Source organism: Clostridium sp. SY8519 (genome assembly GCF_000270305.1).
GTDB lineage: Bacteria > Bacillota > Clostridia > Lachnospirales > Lachnospiraceae > SY8519.
This window is the reverse complement of record NC_015737.1, coordinates 933,314-951,201: the sequence shown is the minus strand read 5'-3', so window position 1 is coordinate 951,201 and position 17,888 is coordinate 933,314. Positions and strand designations below refer to the sequence as shown.

Sequence of the window (17,888 nt, the reverse complement as noted above, 5' to 3'; positions counted from 1 at the left end):
TACAAAAGAGATACGAAAGGATTGCATGAACGATAGGACAGGAGAAGATCCAATGAAGCAGACTTACTTTGATGTAACCACAGTAAGCCGGCCGATCGCATGCGAAGTGGAAGTGCCGGGTTCGAAAAGCATTACGAACCGGGCACTTCTGCTGTCTGCGTTATCGACCGGAAAGACCGTCCTGAAAGGGGCTTTGTTCAGCGAGGATGCCCGCTGTTTTCTGGACAGCCTCAAAAGGCTGGGCTATCAGATCCGGGTCAGCGAAACGGACCGGGAAGTGACGGTAGAGGGAACCGGCGGCAGCATTCCGTTGAAATCCGGGGAAATATACGTGGGGAGCGCAGGAACCGCCGCCCGTTTTCTCACTGCGATGCTGGGGCTGTCGGATGGCGTCTATACCATACAGGCTTCGGAACAGATGAAAAAACGGCCGATGGAAGATCTGTTTGCTGCCCTGGAACAGCTGGGAGCAACATTTGATTATCTGGAGACCCCCTGCCATCTTCCGGTCAGGGTAACAGGCAGACGCGCAGAAGCCAGGGCATTTGCCGCCCTGGATACGCAGAAGGCTGCGGCGGAGTCTCCCATCGGTGAGCTGGTTTCGGAGGATTATCAGCCGGAGATCCATGACCAGGCAGAAAACTGCGCCGTTTGCCCCAATCGGGAGACCTGTCAGGCTGGACGGGCCCGGGAAACGGCCGAACAGAAGGCAGCGCCGGCGCAAATCTGGTCCGGTCCGCTGGAAATACAGCTGGATATCAGTACCAGCACACAGTATCTCAGCGCGCTGCTTCTGACGTCGCCGCTGATAGCGGAAGGTTTGATGATCCGTATTACCAGTGAAAAAAAGGCGGGATCCTATGTGGCGGTCACCCGGCAGATGATGGAGCAGTTCGGCATGCGCAGTATGTATATCGACGGCTGTTATTATACGCCGGAAGGACAGAACTGCAGCGGCCCGGCTGAATACCGGATCGAACCGGATGTATCCGCGGCCTGCTATTTTTATGCAGGGGCGGCCATTACCGGAAGCAGTATTCTGGTGAAGCATATCCATCCGGACATGATGCAGGGAGATGTCCGGTTTCTGGATGTACTGCAGCAGATGGGCTGCAGATACGAAGACACAGACGCCGGTGTGCGTCTTACCGGCGCCGGACCGCAGCTGCCCTGTCTGAAGGGAATCCGGCTGAATATGAATGACTTTTCGGATCAGGCGCTGACACTGGCGGCAATTGCGCCTTATGCGGACAGTCCGGTGGAAATCAGTGGAATCGGTCATATCCGCCGGCAGGAAAGCGACCGGATCCATGCAATGCACAGCAATCTGGAGGCAGCGGGGATTCGCTGCCAGGAGCGCCCGGACGGAATTCTGATTGACCCGGGGCAGCCGCATCCCTGTGAGATTGAGACCTATGAGGACCATCGGGTGGCCATGGCCTTTTCCCTGCTGGGACTCCGGGCGGAAGGAATCCGGATTCTCAATCCGGAATGCTGCGGGAAGACATTTCCGGAATACTTCGAAGTTTTTGCCCGTGTGTTCGGCGAAAAAGACAGCTGAAGTTTTGCATGAAAAAAAGCACAAGAATTCCGGCATAAAAAGCTGGAAAAAGCCCTGTTTTCCGCGGGTTTTAGCGGGTGATACCCCTGCAGGTGTCTTGACAGAAAGTAAGATTCGTTTAAAATTATTTTTATAGAGAGGCATCTGGTAACCAAGGGTGGAAGTCACCCGGAGCGAGACATTTATTAGGAGGATATTGAGTATGGATGCAACGAACAAAACAACAGACACAACAAAGAAAACTCCGGTAAAAGATGCAGCGGAAAAATTAAAAGCCGTGACCAGGGAAAAGACGGAAGAAGTAAAGACGGTTACGAAAGAAAAGGCAGAAGAAGTGAAGGCTGCCACGAAAGAGAAGGCAGAGGAAGTAAAGACGGCTACAAAAGAGAAAGCAGAAGAAGTGAAGGCTGCCACCAAAGAAAAAGCTGAGGAAGTAAAGGCTGCCACGAAAGAGAAGGCAGAAGAAGTAAAAGAAAAGGCAGCAGAGAAGAAGACTGCAGCCAGAACCAGAAAAACAGCAGCTTCCAAGGCAAAGACAACCAAAGCGAAGAGCCCGGCCAAACGGACGGCCCGTAAGAAAAAAGCGGAAGAAACCGTGATTCTGCAGTATTATGGCACCGACGTGAATGTCCAGGACCTGAAGGAGCGGGCGATTGCGCAGTTTAACGCGGCTGCCGGCAATGAGACTGTCCATAAGATTGCGTTATACTTAAAACCGGAAGACCGTGCGGCATATTACGTGATTAATGATGAGCATGCCGGCCGTGTAGACTTCTGATAAAAGGATTTTTCGTGATGCTGTCCGGAGGTTTCCGCTGGGGAGACCTCCGGTTTTTCTATGAGTATAAAGTTAACTAATATATTGACAAAGGTTAACAATAAGGCTATGATAATGGTTATCAACGAAAAGGGAGAAGATTTACAATGGAATCAACAGTAACATCTGCAGACAGAAAACGGCAATCTTCCGGCTGCAAAACGGAAACACGGGGAAAAGCGATGACTTCGGCAGAACTGACAACGATGGCCCTGTTGGCAGCGCTGTTGTGCGTATCATCCTATATCAGCATCCGTCTGCCGTTTTCCGCCGTGCCGATTACGGCACAGACGGTAATTATCAATCTGGCAGCCCTGCTGCTGAAACCCAGGAAAGCATTGCTGACGGTTGTGATCTGGGTGCTTCTGGGAATCGTGGGCGTACCGGTTTTCTCGGGAGGAACAGCAGGCTTCGGTGTGCTGGCCGGTCCTACCGGTGGTTATATTATCGGGTATATGGCGGCAGCCTTTCTGGTTTCTCTGGCCTGCGGCCAGAAGAATAAGGTATGGCGCAATCTTGTGGCAGCCATCATGGTCGGGATCCCTGTCATCTATCTGCTGGGAACGCCGTGGATGGCTCATGTGGCGCATCTGGATGCGAAGGCAGCGCTGGCAGCAGGCGTGCTTCCGTTTATTCCGGGGGATCTTGTCAAATGTATCCTGGCGGCTTATCTGGCCCGGGCGCTGTTTCGCGTTGTGAACCGAAATATGATATAGACTTTTAATAATTCCTTTATTTGTCATACACATCTTAGACACATTTTTCGTGTATGATAAAAAACATCAAAAGATAACTCCCCCAATATTACCTTTTGATGCATAACTAATTTAATTTTCTTTTTCATTTTCTAAGAGCCAGCGCATTCCCCCTTTTTGCGCTGGCCTTCCTCTTTTCCGGATTTTTTCGGATGAAAGGCGCCGGAGACAGAAGTTTCGGGTAAGTTGGCCATTTTACTTTGCGCGGAACGGTCTCTGTGATAAAATAGGACAAGCGGTTTTGAACTGACAGAAAGAAACATACAGCAAAACAGAAAATAAAACGAATAAAGAGGAATCAGCATATGTGTGGAATTGTAGGATATATCGGGCCGCAGCAGGCCGCACCGATCCTGTTGGACGGATTATCAAAACTTGAATACCGGGGATATGATTCAGCCGGGATTGCCGTACGGAATGGCAGTGAGGAAGCACAGGTGGTAAAAGCGACCGGCAAACTGGTCAACCTTTCCAAAAAGACAAATGACGGCAAAGCAGTGGCGGGAACCTGCGGCATCGGACACACCCGCTGGGCGACCCACGGAATGCCCACCCAGACCAATGCCCATCCGCATGTCAGCGGCAACTGCACCGGATCTGCTTCCGGACCGGTGGAATCCGAAGTCGTGGGAGTACACAACGGAATTATTGAAAACTATCAGGAACTCAAGGAAAAACTGCTGAAAAACGGCTACACGTTTTACAGCCAGACAGATACAGAAGTAGTGATCAAGCTGATTGATTACTATTACCAGAAATACCAGAACGGACCGATTGATGCCATCGCGAAAGCCATGGTGCGTGTGCGCGGCTCTTATGCTCTGGAACTGATGTTTTCGGACTATCCCGGTGAAATTTATGCAGCCCGGAAGGATTCCCCGATGATTATCGGTGTGGCGGACGGAGAGACATTCATCGCTTCGGATGTGCCGGCGATCCTCAACAGAACCCGTCAGGTATATTATATCGGCAATATGGAACTGGCCAGAATTACTGCCGGAGACGTGGTTTTTTACAATCTGGACGGGGATGAGATCCAGAAGGAACTGGTGGAAATCGAGTGGGACGCGGAAGCAGCGGAAAAGGGCGGCTTTGAGCATTTCATGATGAAAGAGATCCACGAGCAGCCGGAAGTGATCGAAAAGACACTGAACCATTATCTGAAAGACGGCAGAATCGATCTGTCTGTCACCGGCCTGACAGAAGAGGAGATCCGCGGCCTGACACAGGTCTATATCGTAGCCTGCGGCTCCGCATGGCACGTGGGCGTGGTGACGCAGTATGTAATGGAAGAATTTACCGATCTTCCGGTCCGTGTGGAGCTGGCGTCAGAATTCCGGTACCGCAAAATGCGGCTGGATCCCAATGGTCTGGTGATTGTGATCAGTCAGTCCGGTGAGACGGCGGATTCCCTGGCGGCGCTGCGGGCAGCGAAGGAACGGGGACTTGCCACCATGGCGATTGTGAACGTGGTAGGATCTTCGATTGCCCGGGAGGCAGATCATGTCATGTATACTCTGGCCGGCCCGGAAATCGCGGTAGCGACGACAAAGGCTTACAGCACGCAGCTGATCTGCGGCTATCTGCTTTCCCTTGAATTCGCGCGTCTGCGGGGAACACTGGCAGAAGTGGATATGGCAGGCGGCGCGGATACAGGCACGGTAAAAGATGACGCAGATAAATACGCCTATTTTATCCGGGAACTGCAGACTATTCCGGAAAAAGTGAAAAAACTTCTGGAAGACAAGGAACGGATTCAGTGGTTTGCCTCCAAACAGATCAGCATCCGGGACGCGTTTTTCATCGGGCGTGGAATTGACTATGCCATCGGCCTGGAAGGCAGCCTGAAAATGAAGGAAATTTCCTACATTCATTCAGAAGCCTATGCCGCAGGCGAACTGAAGCACGGAACCATCAGCCTGATCGAGGACGGTACGCTGGTGATCGGTATCCTGACCCAGCCGGATCTCTATGAGAAGACCCTGAGCAATATGGTGGAATGCAAGAGCCGGGGAGCCTATCTGATGGGCCTGACCACAAACGGCAACTACGAAATCGAAGACAGTGTGGACTTCAATGTCTATATTCCGAATGTGGACCACCATTTTGTGGGCAGTCTGGCGATTATTCCGCTGCAGCTTCTGGGGTATTATACCAGCGTGACCCGTGGGCTGGATGTGGATAAACCGCGGAACCTTGCAAAGAGCGTTACGGTAGAATAAAAACACCGGCAATCTGCCGCAGAAGTTGATTGAAAAATAAAAAAACCTGTTCTGTTGTTTCATTTGAAATAACAGAACAGGTTTTTGTAATATTCCGAAGATCCGAATGATCTGCCGGTATTATCCGCGGCGGAAAAATAGGCAGTCTACGGCAGGATTTTAATGGCGGCTACCGCGCAGTCATCCGCAGCCTGGCGGGCCCGTTCTTCCAGCTCCGGCGGGATTTCCTCATAGAGGATATCCATGCTGTGGGTTTCGTAATTACGGCGGAACAGGTCCGGATAGAGGTCTTCACAGATACCGCAGCGAATACAGTAATCAGCTAATTGTAATTTCATGCGTGCATTGCTCCTTTCACATAAGCGGCGGCGGAATCACCGGCCAGCATTCCGGTAGGCATGGAACCGTGTACATTTCCTCCCGCGTTGGACGGCGGGTTGCCGTAGACGCTTCCCGTTACCATGTCACCGCCGGCGTAGAGTCCCTCGATCGGCAGATTGGAAGTGTCCAGGACATTGGCGTTTTCGTCAATGGCCAGACCGCCCATGGTGTCATAGCCGCCCGGAAGAATACGGTAGCAGTAAATCTGTCCGGAAGATTCCTGTACTGGACGGATGTATTTCGGATTGGTGTGAAAATCCGGATCATCGCCGGTTTCAGCGGCATGATTGTACTTTTTCAGGGTGGCTTTCAGACCATCTTCGTCAATTCCCATGTATTCACAGACTTCATGGATGGTGGCAAAGTGGCACATATGCCGGTTTCCTCTGGCAATCGCTTCGTCCATCTGACCACGGATGTTTTCGCAGCGTGTACCCTTGAAAATAAAGTATACATAGTCGTCTTCTACGGCTTCAGACAGATGTCTGGCAGTATCCTCGTCAAAAATCATATAGGAAGCCATGTTGGGATTCTGTTGGATCATAGATGAGGACATGGCGGTGTGATTGTTGGCCATTTCCTCATTGATAAACCGGCGGCCCAGCTCATTGACCCGCAGATAAGGCTGTTCAGTGATGATTTTTGTCTGGTTGGCCGGAAGCCATGGGGTGTTCGGACCGATACGGACGCCCGGGTTCGGCACTTGCGGGTCGGCGCTGATTACAATGTCCGTCTGTTTGCCGCCGACGGCCCACACAGCCTTCTGCCCGTCGCCGTCCTGGCAGCTGTCCGGGAAGGTGATATTGACCAGGTAGCCGTCTTTGTAATATTCTTCGTATTTATCCGAAGGCAGTACGCCCAACTCTTTCATCAGAGGGATATTGCCGGTGATCCCTCCGGAAGCCACGATCAGGGCTTTGCAGTTGATGCGGATTTCTTCGCCGGCTTTGTCATAGGCGACAGCCCCGGTGACTTTGCCTCCGTTCGGCTCACGGAGAATTTTTTTGATGGGGGTGGAGAAGTAGAACTGAACACCTTCTTTTTCCAGGAGAAAACGCAGGCGCAGCAGCGCCAGCGCCATACCGTGTCCTTTGCCCCGTCCCTGAATGAAATAATAGTCTCCCACATCCAGTCCGTTAGCATGTCCCATGGTATATCCACGTTTTGTGCCGTATTCTTCCGGCTTGCGGCGGATGATCATCGATGTCTTAATGCCCAGTTTGTTCAGAAACAGATCCGGAAATTCAGAAGAGTATTTCAGCACTTTGCTGATCAGAGCCAGATTGGCGGTATAATTGGAAAATCTTGCCCATACTTCATACGCCATCTTCTGGGCTTCCGGCGTGTCCGGAGTAGAACAGAAACACATCGGACAATTGGATACTGCTCCACCCTGGGCCGGGTATTTTTCGAAGACGGCCACCTTCAGACCGCCTGCCTGGCTGAGTTTGTACGCGGCTCCCATGCCTGCCACACCGCTGCCCATGACAGCCACGTCTACATCTACGGTTTTGCTCATAGGGTTCCCTCCTTTAAAATATATTTCAGCATCTTTTACAGAAATTATAGCAGAAGACGGGAGGCACGGCTGTAGCGCAGAAGCGGAATTATTGCTGCTTTTCTGTGTCTGCTTGTGCACTCTGCACAAGCAGATAGTGTTCCATCTGATCTGACAAGATGAGCTGCTGCCGGATATTAGGATCAGAAAGATCTGTCTGCCAGCGCTTCTCTGTGCGGGTGATGATATTGCGGACGGTATTGCGGTGTACATACAGTTGTCTGGCGGCGCTGGTGGCGTTGCAGTCACAGTACAGGTAAGTCATGACAGTCAGCAGGTCATGGGTGTGATTGGCGGCATCCTGTTCCTTCAGCGACCGGTAGAGGCTGCACTGGAGAAGACGTACCGGAATCCGAAAGGGCGCTGCTGCGTATTGTTCGGCGGCTGCGCACAGGTAGTCGTAGATGTGGCCGCTGAAAAAACATATCCTTTCGGCGTCTGCAGGATCACGGCTGTCAGTTGAGGGTGTGAAGGAAAGGACGGAAATAGCCTGGCGGTAGGCATATCGGATATCCCGGATTGCCTGGAAGGGAATGCTGCAGCCGATCCGATAGTGATAACGGGTCAGAATCTGCTGAAGATGCAGACAGCGTTTCTGCATCTGTTCATCTGTGATCTGCGTGGATTTCGGAAAAGAAAGCAGGAGACAGATATGATTTTCATAGAGAAACGGCTTCAGTTCGGGAACGGTGATCTGAATGTGGCGGATCAGATAGTCCGGTGACAGATTAGCCGCATCGTCAAACTGCAGCACTTCCAGAACGTAATTGCCGTTTTCCTCCAGGCCGGGAACGGAAGCGATGCGGTCCGTCAGCCATTCCCCGGTGACTGTTTCCGGATGCATCAGGCGGAGCAGGATGGTTTCGTACAGCATCTGGCCATAGCGTTCGCTGCTGTAATTTCGCTGCAGGCAGTAGGTCATGTTGGTGAAAAAAATCTGCAGAAGATCCTGGTAGCCGGAAGACGGAACCTGAGAACCGCAGAAAATGCAGATATAGCACAGCAGCCGGCTGCCGTCAAAGAGACAGTGATAGATATTATTGGTGTTCGGGTCCTCTACGGCCGGCGCAATCAGAGATTTTCCCTGTTCCACCTTTTCCAGGCGTGACAGGATATGGAGCTCTCTGGTCAGGGCCATGGTGTCCGGGGAGGTGTATCCGGACTTAACCGCAGCCTGAAAGCCGGGATTGTTGGTGGAATATTTCCGGCTGTAAGCCAGCACACGGAACCCGGGATCAAATAACATGACGGGGCAGCGCAAGAGATCTTCACTCATGTTCAGCAGGGACTGTGGAGGTTCTCCTTCCAAGGCGCCGACATGCATTTGTTTGTCCCAGGCGGTAATCCGGTGAAAGGATTCCAGCAGTGTGTTGAGCAGAAGCGCTGCAGAGGCTGGTTTCCGGACGGTAAGAAGGGTGCAGGAACGATAGGAAGGATCCAGGGCGTCTGTCAGGTTATCGCTGAAACCGGAAGCGGGAGCTGCGGGCGGAACCAACAGAATAATCAGCGCTTTTGCGGAAGGCGCGGAGCAGGCCGGTGAATCGGCAGACTGCGGGGGCGTATACAGGTCTGACAGATTCGCAAGGTAGAGTACGCGGGGAGACAGATTCTGATCATCGGGTATCAAACATTTGATTCCGGTAATACAGGGAGTGAAGGGCGCGCGCTGAATGACAGCCGGCTGAAAGCTGCGCAGAAGATAAAGGATCAGATTCAATGTGAGTTCCATGGCGGTTTCCTCCAGAAAAATGTAATGAAACAGAACATATGCGGAGCATCAGAAAGTAAGAGATTTTGGTAGAAACAGTCAGATAAATAACTGGGTTACCGTGCCGCTGTGCATATTGGAAGTGATCATCTCCGCCATCTGTTCCGCGGGAATCGGCGGATTCTGATGGAGCCACCAACGAGTACTGGTCATCAGGTTATTGACCAGCAGATTGGCATACCATCCGGCGCGCTTCTTTTTTGCCGGAGTGACCTGGTCGCTTTCTAAGATGCAGTCTGTCAGAAAGGAGGCGCCGGCAGCCAGCATTTCCTCGAAAACATTGCGTCCCAGAAGCTTCTGATGCCACAGAAGTTCATACAGTTCTCTGTGGTTGTACATGTATACCAGGTTGGCGGTCAGCAGACGGGGATAGTCCTCGGACAGAAACGTATGGATATCGAGAAAGTCCGTCTCCATATGCGCGGTATATTCGTCAATGACAGAGTCAATCAGCTCGTCTCTGAGGGCATAAATATCTTCATAGTGATGGTAAAAGGTGGAACGGTTGATCCGGGCTCTGCTGCAGAGCTCCTTGACGGTGATCTGAGGGAATTCCCGTTCCCGCAGAAGCTGGACAAAGACGCGGCGGATCAGTTCTTTTGTTTTTATGACACGCAGATCCATAACTATCCTCCCGGCAGCAGTGATGGATGTTTTCTGAACAATCCTATTATAGCAGAACCGGAGTCAAGTTGTATATTGGATGTATTTCCGCTATGATGGACACAGGAAATGGGAAGAGGAGACAGCCGGAATGAAGATTATGATCATACATGGGCAGAATCACAGGGGCACTACGGCACAGATTGCCAGGAAAACAGCAGAAAAAATCGGCGGACCAGTGACTGAATTTTTCCTTCCTGGAGATTTTAACCGGTTTTGTGTGGGGTGCGGCCGGTGTTTTATGGAAAGTGAGCAGAAATGCCCGCATTACGGGGAACTGCGCCCAATCACCCGGGCCATGGAGGAGGCGGATCTGATTATTCTGGCCAGTCCGGTATACGTATATCACGCATCCGGGCCGATGAAGGTGTTCCTGGATCACTACGGCTATCAGTGGATGGTTCACCGCCCCAGGCCGGAGATGTTCCATAAGCAGGGCATCTGTATCAGCACAGCGGCAGGAGCCGGCTGCCGGTCGGCCAACAGAGATATGGCAGACAGTCTGCGTTTTTGGGGGATACCGGTGATTCACCGGCTGGGACTGCGTGTACGGGTACTGAAGCCGGAACACCTGACGGCAGAACAGTGGGAGACGATTGAAAGGAAAACCGACCGCCTGGCCCGCAGGGTGGCCCGCTGCAAGCCCGGGCGTCCGGGAATCCGCCAGAGGATCATGTTCCGGGTCATGCGCAGCCTGCACCGCCGTGGATTTACGCCGGCAGACGACAGTTACTGGAAGGAGCAGGGCTGGCTGGATGGGGGAAAACCCTGGAAATAAAACAAAAAGAGAGTCCGCCATCCACTGACGGACTCTCTGCAGAACAGACCCGAGGGTCTGACCGGCAGGAAGGGGGGACAACCTGCCAGAAAATTGCAAAGGATGAAATGGCCGGATCCGATTCTTCTGCCGGAACAATGCAGATATCTGCACAGATCAGGATCAGGAATCGGCGGATTCCAGCCTGCGTTTGCGGAAATAATAGATGCCGCTGCCGATTAACAGACCGGTGGCTGCGGATGCTGCCGTGATGATAACTACCAGGGCAAAGGAACCGGAAGCCGTACGCAGCAGATACTGGCCGGCCAGATAGCCCGGAATATAACCGATCAGGAGACCGGAAGCCAGGAATCTGGACAGGCGGCCGATGGTCGGCGCTCCGTCTGCCAGGAGCTGTGCGCGGCGGTTCCATCTGCGGTAGTTAACTGCGAAATGGATGATCCAGACAGCGGCTACAGCTGCAGTGATCAGGGATGTCACGAGAAGACTCTCGGTAACGAACCAGAATAATACAGCGATGAGTACGAGGACAGCTGCGTCAATCATGGTTCTCTGGTCGATGGTCTGGCAATCCGGATTCCAGAAGAAAATACCTTTGCCTTTCGCCTTGCGGCTGTGATTCTGAACATGGGAAAGATTGTTTCCTGACATATGATTCACCACCCTTCTTACTATCTGTATCTATTATAATAGAAAATCACAGGAAAAATAAGAAAATAAAGTTAAAAAACTGATAAGATTTTATTACAATGAATATTTTCAGACATAAAAGTGCAAAATAACCAAAAAGAAAAAAGAAAATGCAGGAAAAATTGTTGAATCATAAACTGTGCCCCGCGTTAAAATGTAAGGGTAGTCCGTAAGGACTGTGAACAATTCAACAATTTAGACAGAATAAATCTGCCGGCACCGCAGGCTCCTTGGTTTTCCACAGCATCCCTCAGAACAATTCATCTTTAGCGGGATGATTGCCGAGGATGCATACGATGTTTCCTTCCAGCGCCCCAGGCATAAGGACGTACGATATTCAAGCCGGGAAATTCCCGCAGAAAGAGGTATAGCATGGAAACATTACAGGCAAAGACAAGAGACATGAACATCAAGGCGAAAAAGCTGAGACGGGAAGGTTACCTGACCGGATCCATCAGCGGCAGAGAGATTCCGGAGTCGATTTCGATCGCCATTCCACAGAACAAAGCGGCACAGTTTATGAAAAAGCACAGCATCGGCAGCAGAGCCATCATCAATGTGGACGGCACAGAATATAAGACCATTATCAAAGGCGTGGATTATGACGCCCTGAATCATCGCTACATCGATATGACCTTCCAGCAGCTGATTGCAGATGAGAAGATTCACGCAACCGCAGAGATCTTCTTCATTAATGAAGATAAGGCAAAAGGCTTCCTGACCCATGCCCTGAGCAAGATTGACTACAAGGCATATCCGGCAGATCTGGTGGACAAAATCGAGATCGATGTATCCAAATATCCGATTGGCACCCATCTGGCTGTAGCAGATCTGGACATTGCCAAGAATGACAAGGTAGATATTGTGACACCGCTGGATTCCAGCGTGCTCCATGTGCTGGATCATCAGCATATGAGCGCAGAGGATGAGGCTATGATTGAAGCAGCGGAAGCTGCCGCAGCAGGCACAGACGAAGCGTAAAGACCGTACAATACCATAAAAAGAGACAGACGCCGCACGGCATCCTTCCCGGGAGAAGGAGCCGTGCGGATTTTTCTTGGGATCCCGCGGCAGAAGGGGTGACAGATGCGCGGGGTTTGTTTCATTTTTAGTATCCAAAAACAGAAATCTGGGGTATAATTCTAACTATAATAATATTTCAGTATTGTTTTATCAACTTGGATACAGAGGGGACAGGAAAATGAAGAGAAAATATCTTACAGTCACCATTGCGGCAGCAGCGGTTCTTACCGCAGGCATATGTCTGGGCGGATGCGGCAAGACCGATAAGTTTACGTTAAACAAGACCGAATATACCATGGAGGCTGGCAGTGACACGAAACTGAGTGTGGTAACCGATGGCAATCCCAACGATATGCAGATTGAATGGAGCTCCAGCAATGACGGAGTCGCACAGGTAAAAGACGGAAAAGTGACAGCTATAAAAGCCGGAGACGCTACGGTTACTGCGACTGCGGCCAACGGGACAACTGCCACCTGTGAGATCAAGGTAGAAGCGGTGGAAGTGGAAAATGTGACGATGAACAAAGCCAGCGTCACACTGAAAAAAGGAAAGACCGAACAGTTGAAAGCTTCGGTGTATCCGGAAAATGCCGGCGCAAAAGACCTGACCTGGACCTCTTCCGACGAGGAAGTGGCGCTGGTGAATTCCAGCGGACTGATTACCGCCAAGGGAAAGGGAACAGCCAATATCACAGCATCTTCCCCCAATGGCAAATCCGCGTCCTGCACCGTTACGGTCAAAGGATCTGCCAGCAAATCATCCGCATCCGGCAGTTCTTCCAGCCAGGCATCCAAGACCACAGTGATCTATCTGTCGCCTTCAGAGATCGCGGACCGTTATCCATCTGATTTCGTATTCCCCTATTCCTCAGAAAGCTATCTGAGTGAAGCGGACGTAGCAGGACTGACCAGCAGCCAGGCACAGAAGGCAATTAATGAGATTTACGCCAGAGAAGGCCATAAGTTCAAAAACGGCGGCTGGACCAATTATTTCAGGAGATACTCCTGGTACACACCGTACCGTACCTGTTCCGACAGCGATTTCAACGCAATCGAGCGGGCAAACATAAAACTGCTGTCCAAATACCGATAAGGGAACAGACAGGGGACAGAGTGGAAAATACATGGTATCAGATTGCATACATGCATGGGAAACCTTGCGAAATTCTTTTCGGGTGCTATAATAGCCTCTGTGTATTGAAAAGAAAACAAAGGAGCCGTTTATGCTGAATACTGCAATCAGTACTGTAAATAATCTGCTGTGGGGATGGCCCATGATCGTGATGCTGTTTGGCACGCATATCTTTATGACCATCCGCACCGGCTGCATCCAGAAGAATATTTTTCAGGCGATTAAGATGTCTGTGACCCGGGATGAAGATTCCGAGGGAGATGTTTCACAGTTTGGCGCGCTGACCACCGCCCTGTCCTCTACCATAGGCACCGGCAATATTATCGGGGTCGGCACCGCGATTGCCATGGGCGGTCCCGGCGCGGTACTGTGGATGTGGCTGACCGGTCTGTTCGGAATCGCCACGAAATACGCGGAAACACTGATCGCAGTGAAATACCGGGTGAAAAGTGAAGACGGAACCATGATCGGCGGTGCCATGTACGCGCTGGACCGTGGGCTTAAGATGCGCTGGCTCGGAATCATATTCGCCTTTCTGGCGTCAGTCTGTGCCTTTGGAATCGGCTGTACGGTTCAGGCGAATGCGGTGGCATCGAATTTTAAGGAGAATTTCAACGTACCGCCGCTGGCCGTGGCAGTGGTTTTAAGCGTTATTGTGACCCTGGTGATTCTGGGCGGAATCAAATCCATCACCAAAGTGGCGGAGAAACTGGTGCCATTGATGGCATTTTTATATGTGGCAGGCTGCATCATTATTCTTGTGATGAACTATGACGTGCTGGGACAGGCCGTGGCAACGATCGTCCGCGCCGCCTTTCAGCCGCGGTCAGCAGGCGCCGGGTTTGTGGGCAGTGCCATTACCGTGACCTGCAGGTACGGATTTGCCCGTGGACTGTTTTCCAATGAATCCGGTATGGGTTCCGCCCCGCTGGTAGCCTCCGCAGCCCAGACCAGAAACCCGAAACGCCAGGCCATGGTGTCTATGACGGGTACCTTCTGGGACACGGTGGTGATCTGCCTGATTACCGGGCTGGTGCTGGTATCCTGCATCATTAAATATCCCTCCATCGATGCCCTGAGCGGCAACGGCAGCGCGCTGACCAGCAAGGCGTTTTCCATGATTCCGTATGTGGGACTGCCGATTCTTCTGGTGGGACTGATTACGTTCGCTTTTTCCACGATTCTCGGCTGGTACTATTACGGGGAGCGGAGCGCAGTATTCCTGTTCGGGGAAAAAGTTATTAAAGTATACAAAATCCTGTGGATTGCCGGCGTGTTTATTGGATCTCTGGTGGGACTGGATCTGATCTGGAATATCGCCGATCTGCTGAACGGCCTGATGGCAATTCCGAACATTATTGCTGTACTGGGCTTAAGCGGTATAGTAGCTTACGAAACGAAAAAATATAAAGGCAGCCATATCAACGATCTGTCACAAGACCCCACACCTACGGTACAGAATTCCAGCCGCGGTGCCCTGAGCGGCGGCGGAAAAGTGGTGGATGATCCCCTGGAGAGTCCGGCCGATCTGCGCCGCCGGCGGCGCGAGGAAGCCAGAAGCAGATTTTCCCGCAGAGAAGAAAACCCGGTGCTTCCTGCAGAGACAGAGGCTGCCGGTGAGGAGACGAATCTCTAGGCTTCCCGCATAGAAATGACAAAAGAAAACCGGCAGGTCCGCGGATGCAGATCTGCGCAGAATGACTGCCGTTTCGGCGGATGCGGCAGAACCAGAGAACCACAGATGGCAACAGACGGTCCGGAGCGGAAACTGCTCCGGACCGTTTTTTCAGTCACAGGGAACGGAACCGCCTGGAATTGGCGGAAAATAAAAGACAGAATCCTTCTCTTTACGGAAAAACACCCACAAAAAGCGGATTATAGTATATAATGAATTGTATTACATATGTTTTGACAGTAGGGGAAGGGGTAAACAGAATGAAAAAAAGAATTATTACGCTGGGGCGTGAATTCGGAAGCGGGGGACACACCATAGGCATGGAAGCGGCAAAACGTCTGAATATTCCATTTTATGACGAAGAGATTATTGAACGGATTGCCCGGCATTCCCGCTATGACGAGGAATTTATCCGCATGATGGATAAGGCGGAGGCACCGGGGCGGACAAAGCTGTCCTTTCTGCTCAGCGGCAGAGACCAGAGTGGCAATACCATCAATGACTATATTTACCGCGCGCAGTGTGAAGCGGTGCACGAACTGACACAGGAAGGGCCGTTTCTGCTGGTGGGCAGATGCGGGGACCAGATACTGAAAGACCGGGACGATGTGCTGAAGGTCTTTGTATTCGCGGATCTGGAGTGGCGCAAGGCCCGGATCCTGAGGAAATACGGAGAAACCAAAGTGCCGATTGACAAGCGGGTCTCTGAAAAAGATCAGCGCAGAGCGGCCAGCTATCTGTACCATACCGGCGTGAAGTGGGGACAGAAGGAAAATTATGATATCTGTCTGGACTCTAGCAGCCTGACCGAGGAGGCCTGCATTGAAATCATCTGCCATATGTATGAATGGGAGTATGGGGACCGATAACTGATACCGACAACTAAAGTGACGTACAGAAAGAAATAACAGTTATGGAACTTGGAAATCAAATATCTTTGTTATTCTGCATCCCGTTTCTCGGGATGCTGCTGAGTATAGCGGTTTTTCCGCTGGTAAAGCCCGTATGGTGGGAAAAAAATAAAAAATATATGGTCATCCTGTGGTCCGCGTTATTTCTGATCCCTTTTGCGGTCAGATTCGGATTCCATACGATGATGGAGCGGCTCGCGGAAGTAGTGGCAGGGGATTATCTGACCTTTATTGTCCTGCTGTTCGGATTGTTCTGTGTCAGCAGCAATATTACCCTGAAGAGCAACCTTGCGGGTTCTCCCCGGGTGAACCTGATCTTCCTGCTGATCGGCACTGTGCTGGCAGGCTGGGTGGGAACCACCGGCGCCAGCATGCTGATGATTCGTCCGGTGATTAAGGCGAATCAGTGGAGAAAAAGAAAAGTACATACCATCGTATTTTTTATCTTCCTGGTTTCCAATATGGGAGGCGTACTGACACCGGTGGGAGACCCCCCGATGCTCATGGGATTTATGCGGAAAGTGCCCTTTTTCTGGAGCTTTCATATGATTGTGATTCTGCTTCTGAATGTGGCGATTCTTCTTACGATTTATTATATTCTGGATGTCCGCGCCTATTCCAAAGATCTGAAAGAGGGTCTGCATCCGGAAGAAATTGATGAAAATGTCAGTGTCCGCCTGTTGGGCGCCCACAATTTTATTTTTATGGGCATCATTGTCCTGGCCGTGATTCTGAGCGGAATGCTGCCGAATATTCCGGCATTCAGCGGCGGAATCCCGATTTTCGGGGAGGTGGAGCTGGCATACGCGGATCTGGTGGAAGTGGTGATTATCCTGTTTGCGGCGCTGCTGTCCTTCCGGACAACCCGTCCGGAAATCCGCAGAGAAAATAACTTCAGCTGGGGGCCGATCCAGGAAGTGGCAGTTCTTTTTATCGGTATCTTTATCACTATGGTGCCGGCGCTGCTGATTCTGGAAGCCAAGGGAAGCTCTCTTCCGATCCGGCATGCCTGGCAGATTTTCTGGACCACGGGAGCCATGTCCTCTTTCCTGGACAACACGCCCACCTATCTGGTATTCCTTACCACAGCAGGAACACTGGGCGCCACGTCCGGCGTGGCGACTTCGGTCGGGATCGTGTCACAGAAAATGCTGTTTGCCATATCCGCCGGCGCAGTATTTATGGGGGCAAATACTTATATCGGCAACGCGCCGAACTTTATGGTCAAGGCGATTGCGGAGGATGAAGGGATCCGGATGCCGTCTTTTTTCGGATACATGCTCTGGTCTCTGCGCTATCTGATCCCGGTATTTGTGATCGATACCCTGATTTTCCTGATTTAACGCACAGAAATAAGAGAATAAACATACAGGTGAAATGCTTGAAACGCGTTCACCTGTATTTTTTTTCGGGAAAGGCTTGTCAAACCGCTGCCTTTGTGTTAATGTACCAGTGTATTAAGTAGGTAATACAATAATACAGTGATACAGAAGCAGAACATGCGGCGTGCTGTGATACGCTGTAAAGCAGAAGACCGTATCGCAGGCAGGAAGTAAAGGAGGCAGCGAGATGACATGGAAACTCGATGATCAGCGCTCCATCTACAGGCAGCTGATTGATGAGATCGAACGAAGGATCATAACTGGCGTATATGCGCCGGGCAGCCGCCTGGGATCTGTGCGGGACCTGGCAAATGAAGCCGGAGTGAATCCAAATACGATGCAGCGGGCGCTGACAGAACTGGAGCGTACCGGGCTGGTATATTCCATGCGGACCAGCGGGCGTTTTGTGACAGATGATGAGGAGCAGATAAGGAGTCGGAAGATCATGACCGCAAGAGAAGCAGTAGAGCACTTTATGCGACAGATGTATGAACTGGGACTGGAAAAAGAAGAGGTACTGGCGCTGATCCGGGATAATCAGCCGGAAGCGCAGGGCCAGGGAGGAAAATGAT

The 17,888-nt window shown here is 51.4% G+C and carries 16 protein-coding genes; 11 read left to right on the top strand and 5 right to left on the bottom strand.

Going from position 1 to position 17,888, the window contains the following annotated elements; genetic code table 11:
* Positions 1-52 precede the first annotated feature (52 nt).
* The 4 genes from CXIVA_RS13315 (at position 53) to glmS (ending at position 5,355) form a co-directional block, all read left to right on the top strand.
* The gene (locus CXIVA_RS13315) at positions 53-1,561 is read left to right on the top strand and encodes a 3-phosphoshikimate 1-carboxyvinyltransferase (RefSeq protein WP_013976831.1); all 1,509 of its coding nucleotides are present in this window, start codon (positions 53-55) and stop codon (positions 1,559-1,561) included.
* A gap of 202 nt (positions 1,562-1,763) precedes the next feature.
* Positions 1,764-2,339 carry a DUF6465 family protein gene (locus CXIVA_RS04450; protein WP_013976830.1) on the top strand — a complete coding sequence of 192 codons (576 nt, stop codon included), beginning with the start codon at positions 1,764-1,766 and terminating at the stop codon, positions 2,337-2,339.
* A gap of 146 nt (positions 2,340-2,485) precedes the next feature.
* The gene (locus CXIVA_RS04445; RefSeq protein ID WP_013976829.1) at positions 2,486-3,094 is read left to right on the top strand and encodes a biotin transporter BioY; all 609 of its coding nucleotides are present in this window, start codon (positions 2,486-2,488) and stop codon (positions 3,092-3,094) included.
* 344 nt (positions 3,095-3,438) lie between these two features.
* On the top strand, positions 3,439-5,355 hold the full coding sequence (glmS, locus tag CXIVA_RS04440; protein ID WP_013976828.1) for a glutamine--fructose-6-phosphate transaminase (isomerizing): 1,917 nt from the start codon (positions 3,439-3,441) through the stop codon (positions 5,353-5,355).
* Positions 5,356-5,501: 146 nt separating this feature from the next.
* Here glmS and CXIVA_RS04435 read toward each other — a convergent pair whose 3' ends face one another.
* From CXIVA_RS04435 to CXIVA_RS13310, 4 genes are all read right to left on the bottom strand, one after another.
* Entirely contained in the window at positions 5,502-5,693 is a 192-nt protein-coding gene (locus CXIVA_RS04435; RefSeq protein WP_013976827.1) for a ferredoxin, read from the bottom strand.
* Complete coding sequence (locus tag CXIVA_RS04430) at positions 5,690-7,255, bottom strand: FAD-dependent oxidoreductase (RefSeq protein WP_013976826.1); 1,566 nt, start codon at positions 7,253-7,255, stop codon at positions 5,690-5,692. The genes CXIVA_RS04435 and CXIVA_RS04430 overlap by 4 nt, the downstream gene beginning before the upstream one ends.
* Positions 7,256-7,343: 88 nt before the next feature.
* Positions 7,344-9,023, bottom strand: coding sequence for a helix-turn-helix domain-containing protein (locus tag CXIVA_RS04425; RefSeq protein WP_013976825.1), 1,680 nt, complete (start codon positions 9,021-9,023; stop codon positions 7,344-7,346).
* A gap of 78 nt (positions 9,024-9,101) precedes the next feature.
* Positions 9,102-9,686, bottom strand: a complete 585-nt coding sequence (locus CXIVA_RS13310; RefSeq protein ID WP_013976824.1) for a TetR/AcrR family transcriptional regulator — start codon at positions 9,684-9,686, stop codon at positions 9,102-9,104.
* A gap of 130 nt (positions 9,687-9,816) precedes the next feature.
* Between CXIVA_RS13310 and CXIVA_RS04415 the strand changes: the two genes are divergently transcribed.
* The gene (locus tag CXIVA_RS04415; RefSeq protein ID WP_013976823.1) at positions 9,817-10,503 is read left to right on the top strand and encodes an NAD(P)H-dependent oxidoreductase; all 687 of its coding nucleotides are present in this window, start codon (positions 9,817-9,819) and stop codon (positions 10,501-10,503) included.
* 162 nt (positions 10,504-10,665) lie between these two features.
* Here CXIVA_RS04415 and CXIVA_RS04410 read toward each other — a convergent pair whose 3' ends face one another.
* Positions 10,666-11,154, bottom strand: coding sequence for a hypothetical protein (locus tag CXIVA_RS04410; RefSeq protein WP_013976822.1), 489 nt, complete (start codon positions 11,152-11,154; stop codon positions 10,666-10,668).
* A gap of 411 nt (positions 11,155-11,565) precedes the next feature.
* Here CXIVA_RS04410 and CXIVA_RS04405 point away from each other — a divergent pair, with 411 nt between their 5' ends.
* The 6 genes from CXIVA_RS04405 (at position 11,566) to CXIVA_RS04375 (ending at position 17,887) form a co-directional block, all read left to right on the top strand.
* Positions 11,566-12,174: a 50S ribosomal protein L25 gene (locus CXIVA_RS04405; protein ID WP_013976821.1), complete on the top strand. Its 609-nt coding sequence runs from the start codon at positions 11,566-11,568 to the stop codon at positions 12,172-12,174.
* A gap of 220 nt (positions 12,175-12,394) precedes the next feature.
* Positions 12,395-13,309, top strand: coding sequence for an Ig-like domain-containing protein (locus CXIVA_RS13305; protein ID WP_013976820.1), 915 nt, complete (start codon positions 12,395-12,397; stop codon positions 13,307-13,309).
* Between the two features lie 130 nt (positions 13,310-13,439).
* Positions 13,440-14,984: an alanine/glycine:cation symporter family protein gene (locus CXIVA_RS04395; RefSeq protein ID WP_013976819.1), complete on the top strand. Its 1,545-nt coding sequence runs from the start codon at positions 13,440-13,442 to the stop codon at positions 14,982-14,984.
* Positions 14,985-15,283: 299 nt separating this feature from the next.
* Positions 15,284-15,892, top strand: coding sequence for a cytidylate kinase-like family protein (locus tag CXIVA_RS04385; RefSeq protein WP_013976818.1), 609 nt, complete (start codon positions 15,284-15,286; stop codon positions 15,890-15,892).
* A 44-nt stretch (positions 15,893-15,936) separates the two neighbouring features.
* Positions 15,937-17,277 (top strand): sodium:proton antiporter, encoded by a 1,341-nt coding sequence (locus tag CXIVA_RS04380; RefSeq protein WP_013976817.1) that lies wholly within the window; start codon positions 15,937-15,939, stop codon positions 17,275-17,277.
* Between the two features lie 226 nt (positions 17,278-17,503).
* Complete coding sequence (locus CXIVA_RS04375; RefSeq protein ID WP_013976816.1) at positions 17,504-17,887, top strand: GntR family transcriptional regulator; 384 nt, start codon at positions 17,504-17,506, stop codon at positions 17,885-17,887.
* Position 17,888 lies beyond the last annotated feature (1 nt).

Excerpts from the sequence above, each read along its gene's own strand:
- CXIVA_RS04415 (WP_013976823.1), top strand. The coding sequence starts at position 9,817 with ATGAAGATTATGATCATACATGGGCAGAATCACAGGGGCACTACGGCA.
- CXIVA_RS13310 (WP_013976824.1), bottom strand. The coding sequence starts at position 9,686 with ATGGATCTGCGTGTCATAAAAACAAAAGAACTGATCCGCCGCGTCTTT.
- CXIVA_RS04380 (WP_013976817.1), top strand. The coding sequence starts at position 15,937 with ATGGAACTTGGAAATCAAATATCTTTGTTATTCTGCATCCCGTTTCTC.
- CXIVA_RS04435 (WP_013976827.1), bottom strand. The coding sequence starts at position 5,693 with ATGAAATTACAATTAGCTGATTACTGTATTCGCTGCGGTATCTGTGAA.
- CXIVA_RS04430 (WP_013976826.1), bottom strand. The coding sequence starts at position 7,255 with ATGAGCAAAACCGTAGATGTAGACGTGGCTGTCATGGGCAGCGGTGTG.
- CXIVA_RS04395 (WP_013976819.1), top strand. The coding sequence starts at position 13,440 with ATGCTGAATACTGCAATCAGTACTGTAAATAATCTGCTGTGGGGATGG.
- CXIVA_RS04405 (WP_013976821.1), top strand. The coding sequence starts at position 11,566 with ATGGAAACATTACAGGCAAAGACAAGAGACATGAACATCAAGGCGAAA.
- CXIVA_RS04385 (WP_013976818.1), top strand. The coding sequence starts at position 15,284 with ATGAAAAAAAGAATTATTACGCTGGGGCGTGAATTCGGAAGCGGGGGA.
- CXIVA_RS04410 (WP_013976822.1), bottom strand. The coding sequence starts at position 11,154 with ATGTCAGGAAACAATCTTTCCCATGTTCAGAATCACAGCCGCAAGGCG.
- glmS (WP_013976828.1), top strand. The coding sequence starts at position 3,439 with ATGTGTGGAATTGTAGGATATATCGGGCCGCAGCAGGCCGCACCGATC.
- CXIVA_RS04375 (WP_013976816.1), top strand. The coding sequence starts at position 17,504 with ATGACATGGAAACTCGATGATCAGCGCTCCATCTACAGGCAGCTGATT.
- CXIVA_RS04425 (WP_013976825.1), bottom strand. The coding sequence starts at position 9,023 with ATGGAACTCACATTGAATCTGATCCTTTATCTTCTGCGCAGCTTTCAG.
- CXIVA_RS04445 (WP_013976829.1), top strand. The coding sequence starts at position 2,486 with ATGGAATCAACAGTAACATCTGCAGACAGAAAACGGCAATCTTCCGGC.
- CXIVA_RS13315 (WP_013976831.1), top strand. The coding sequence starts at position 53 with ATGAAGCAGACTTACTTTGATGTAACCACAGTAAGCCGGCCGATCGCA.
- CXIVA_RS13305 (WP_013976820.1), top strand. The coding sequence starts at position 12,395 with ATGAAGAGAAAATATCTTACAGTCACCATTGCGGCAGCAGCGGTTCTT.
- CXIVA_RS04450 (WP_013976830.1), top strand. The coding sequence starts at position 1,764 with ATGGATGCAACGAACAAAACAACAGACACAACAAAGAAAACTCCGGTA.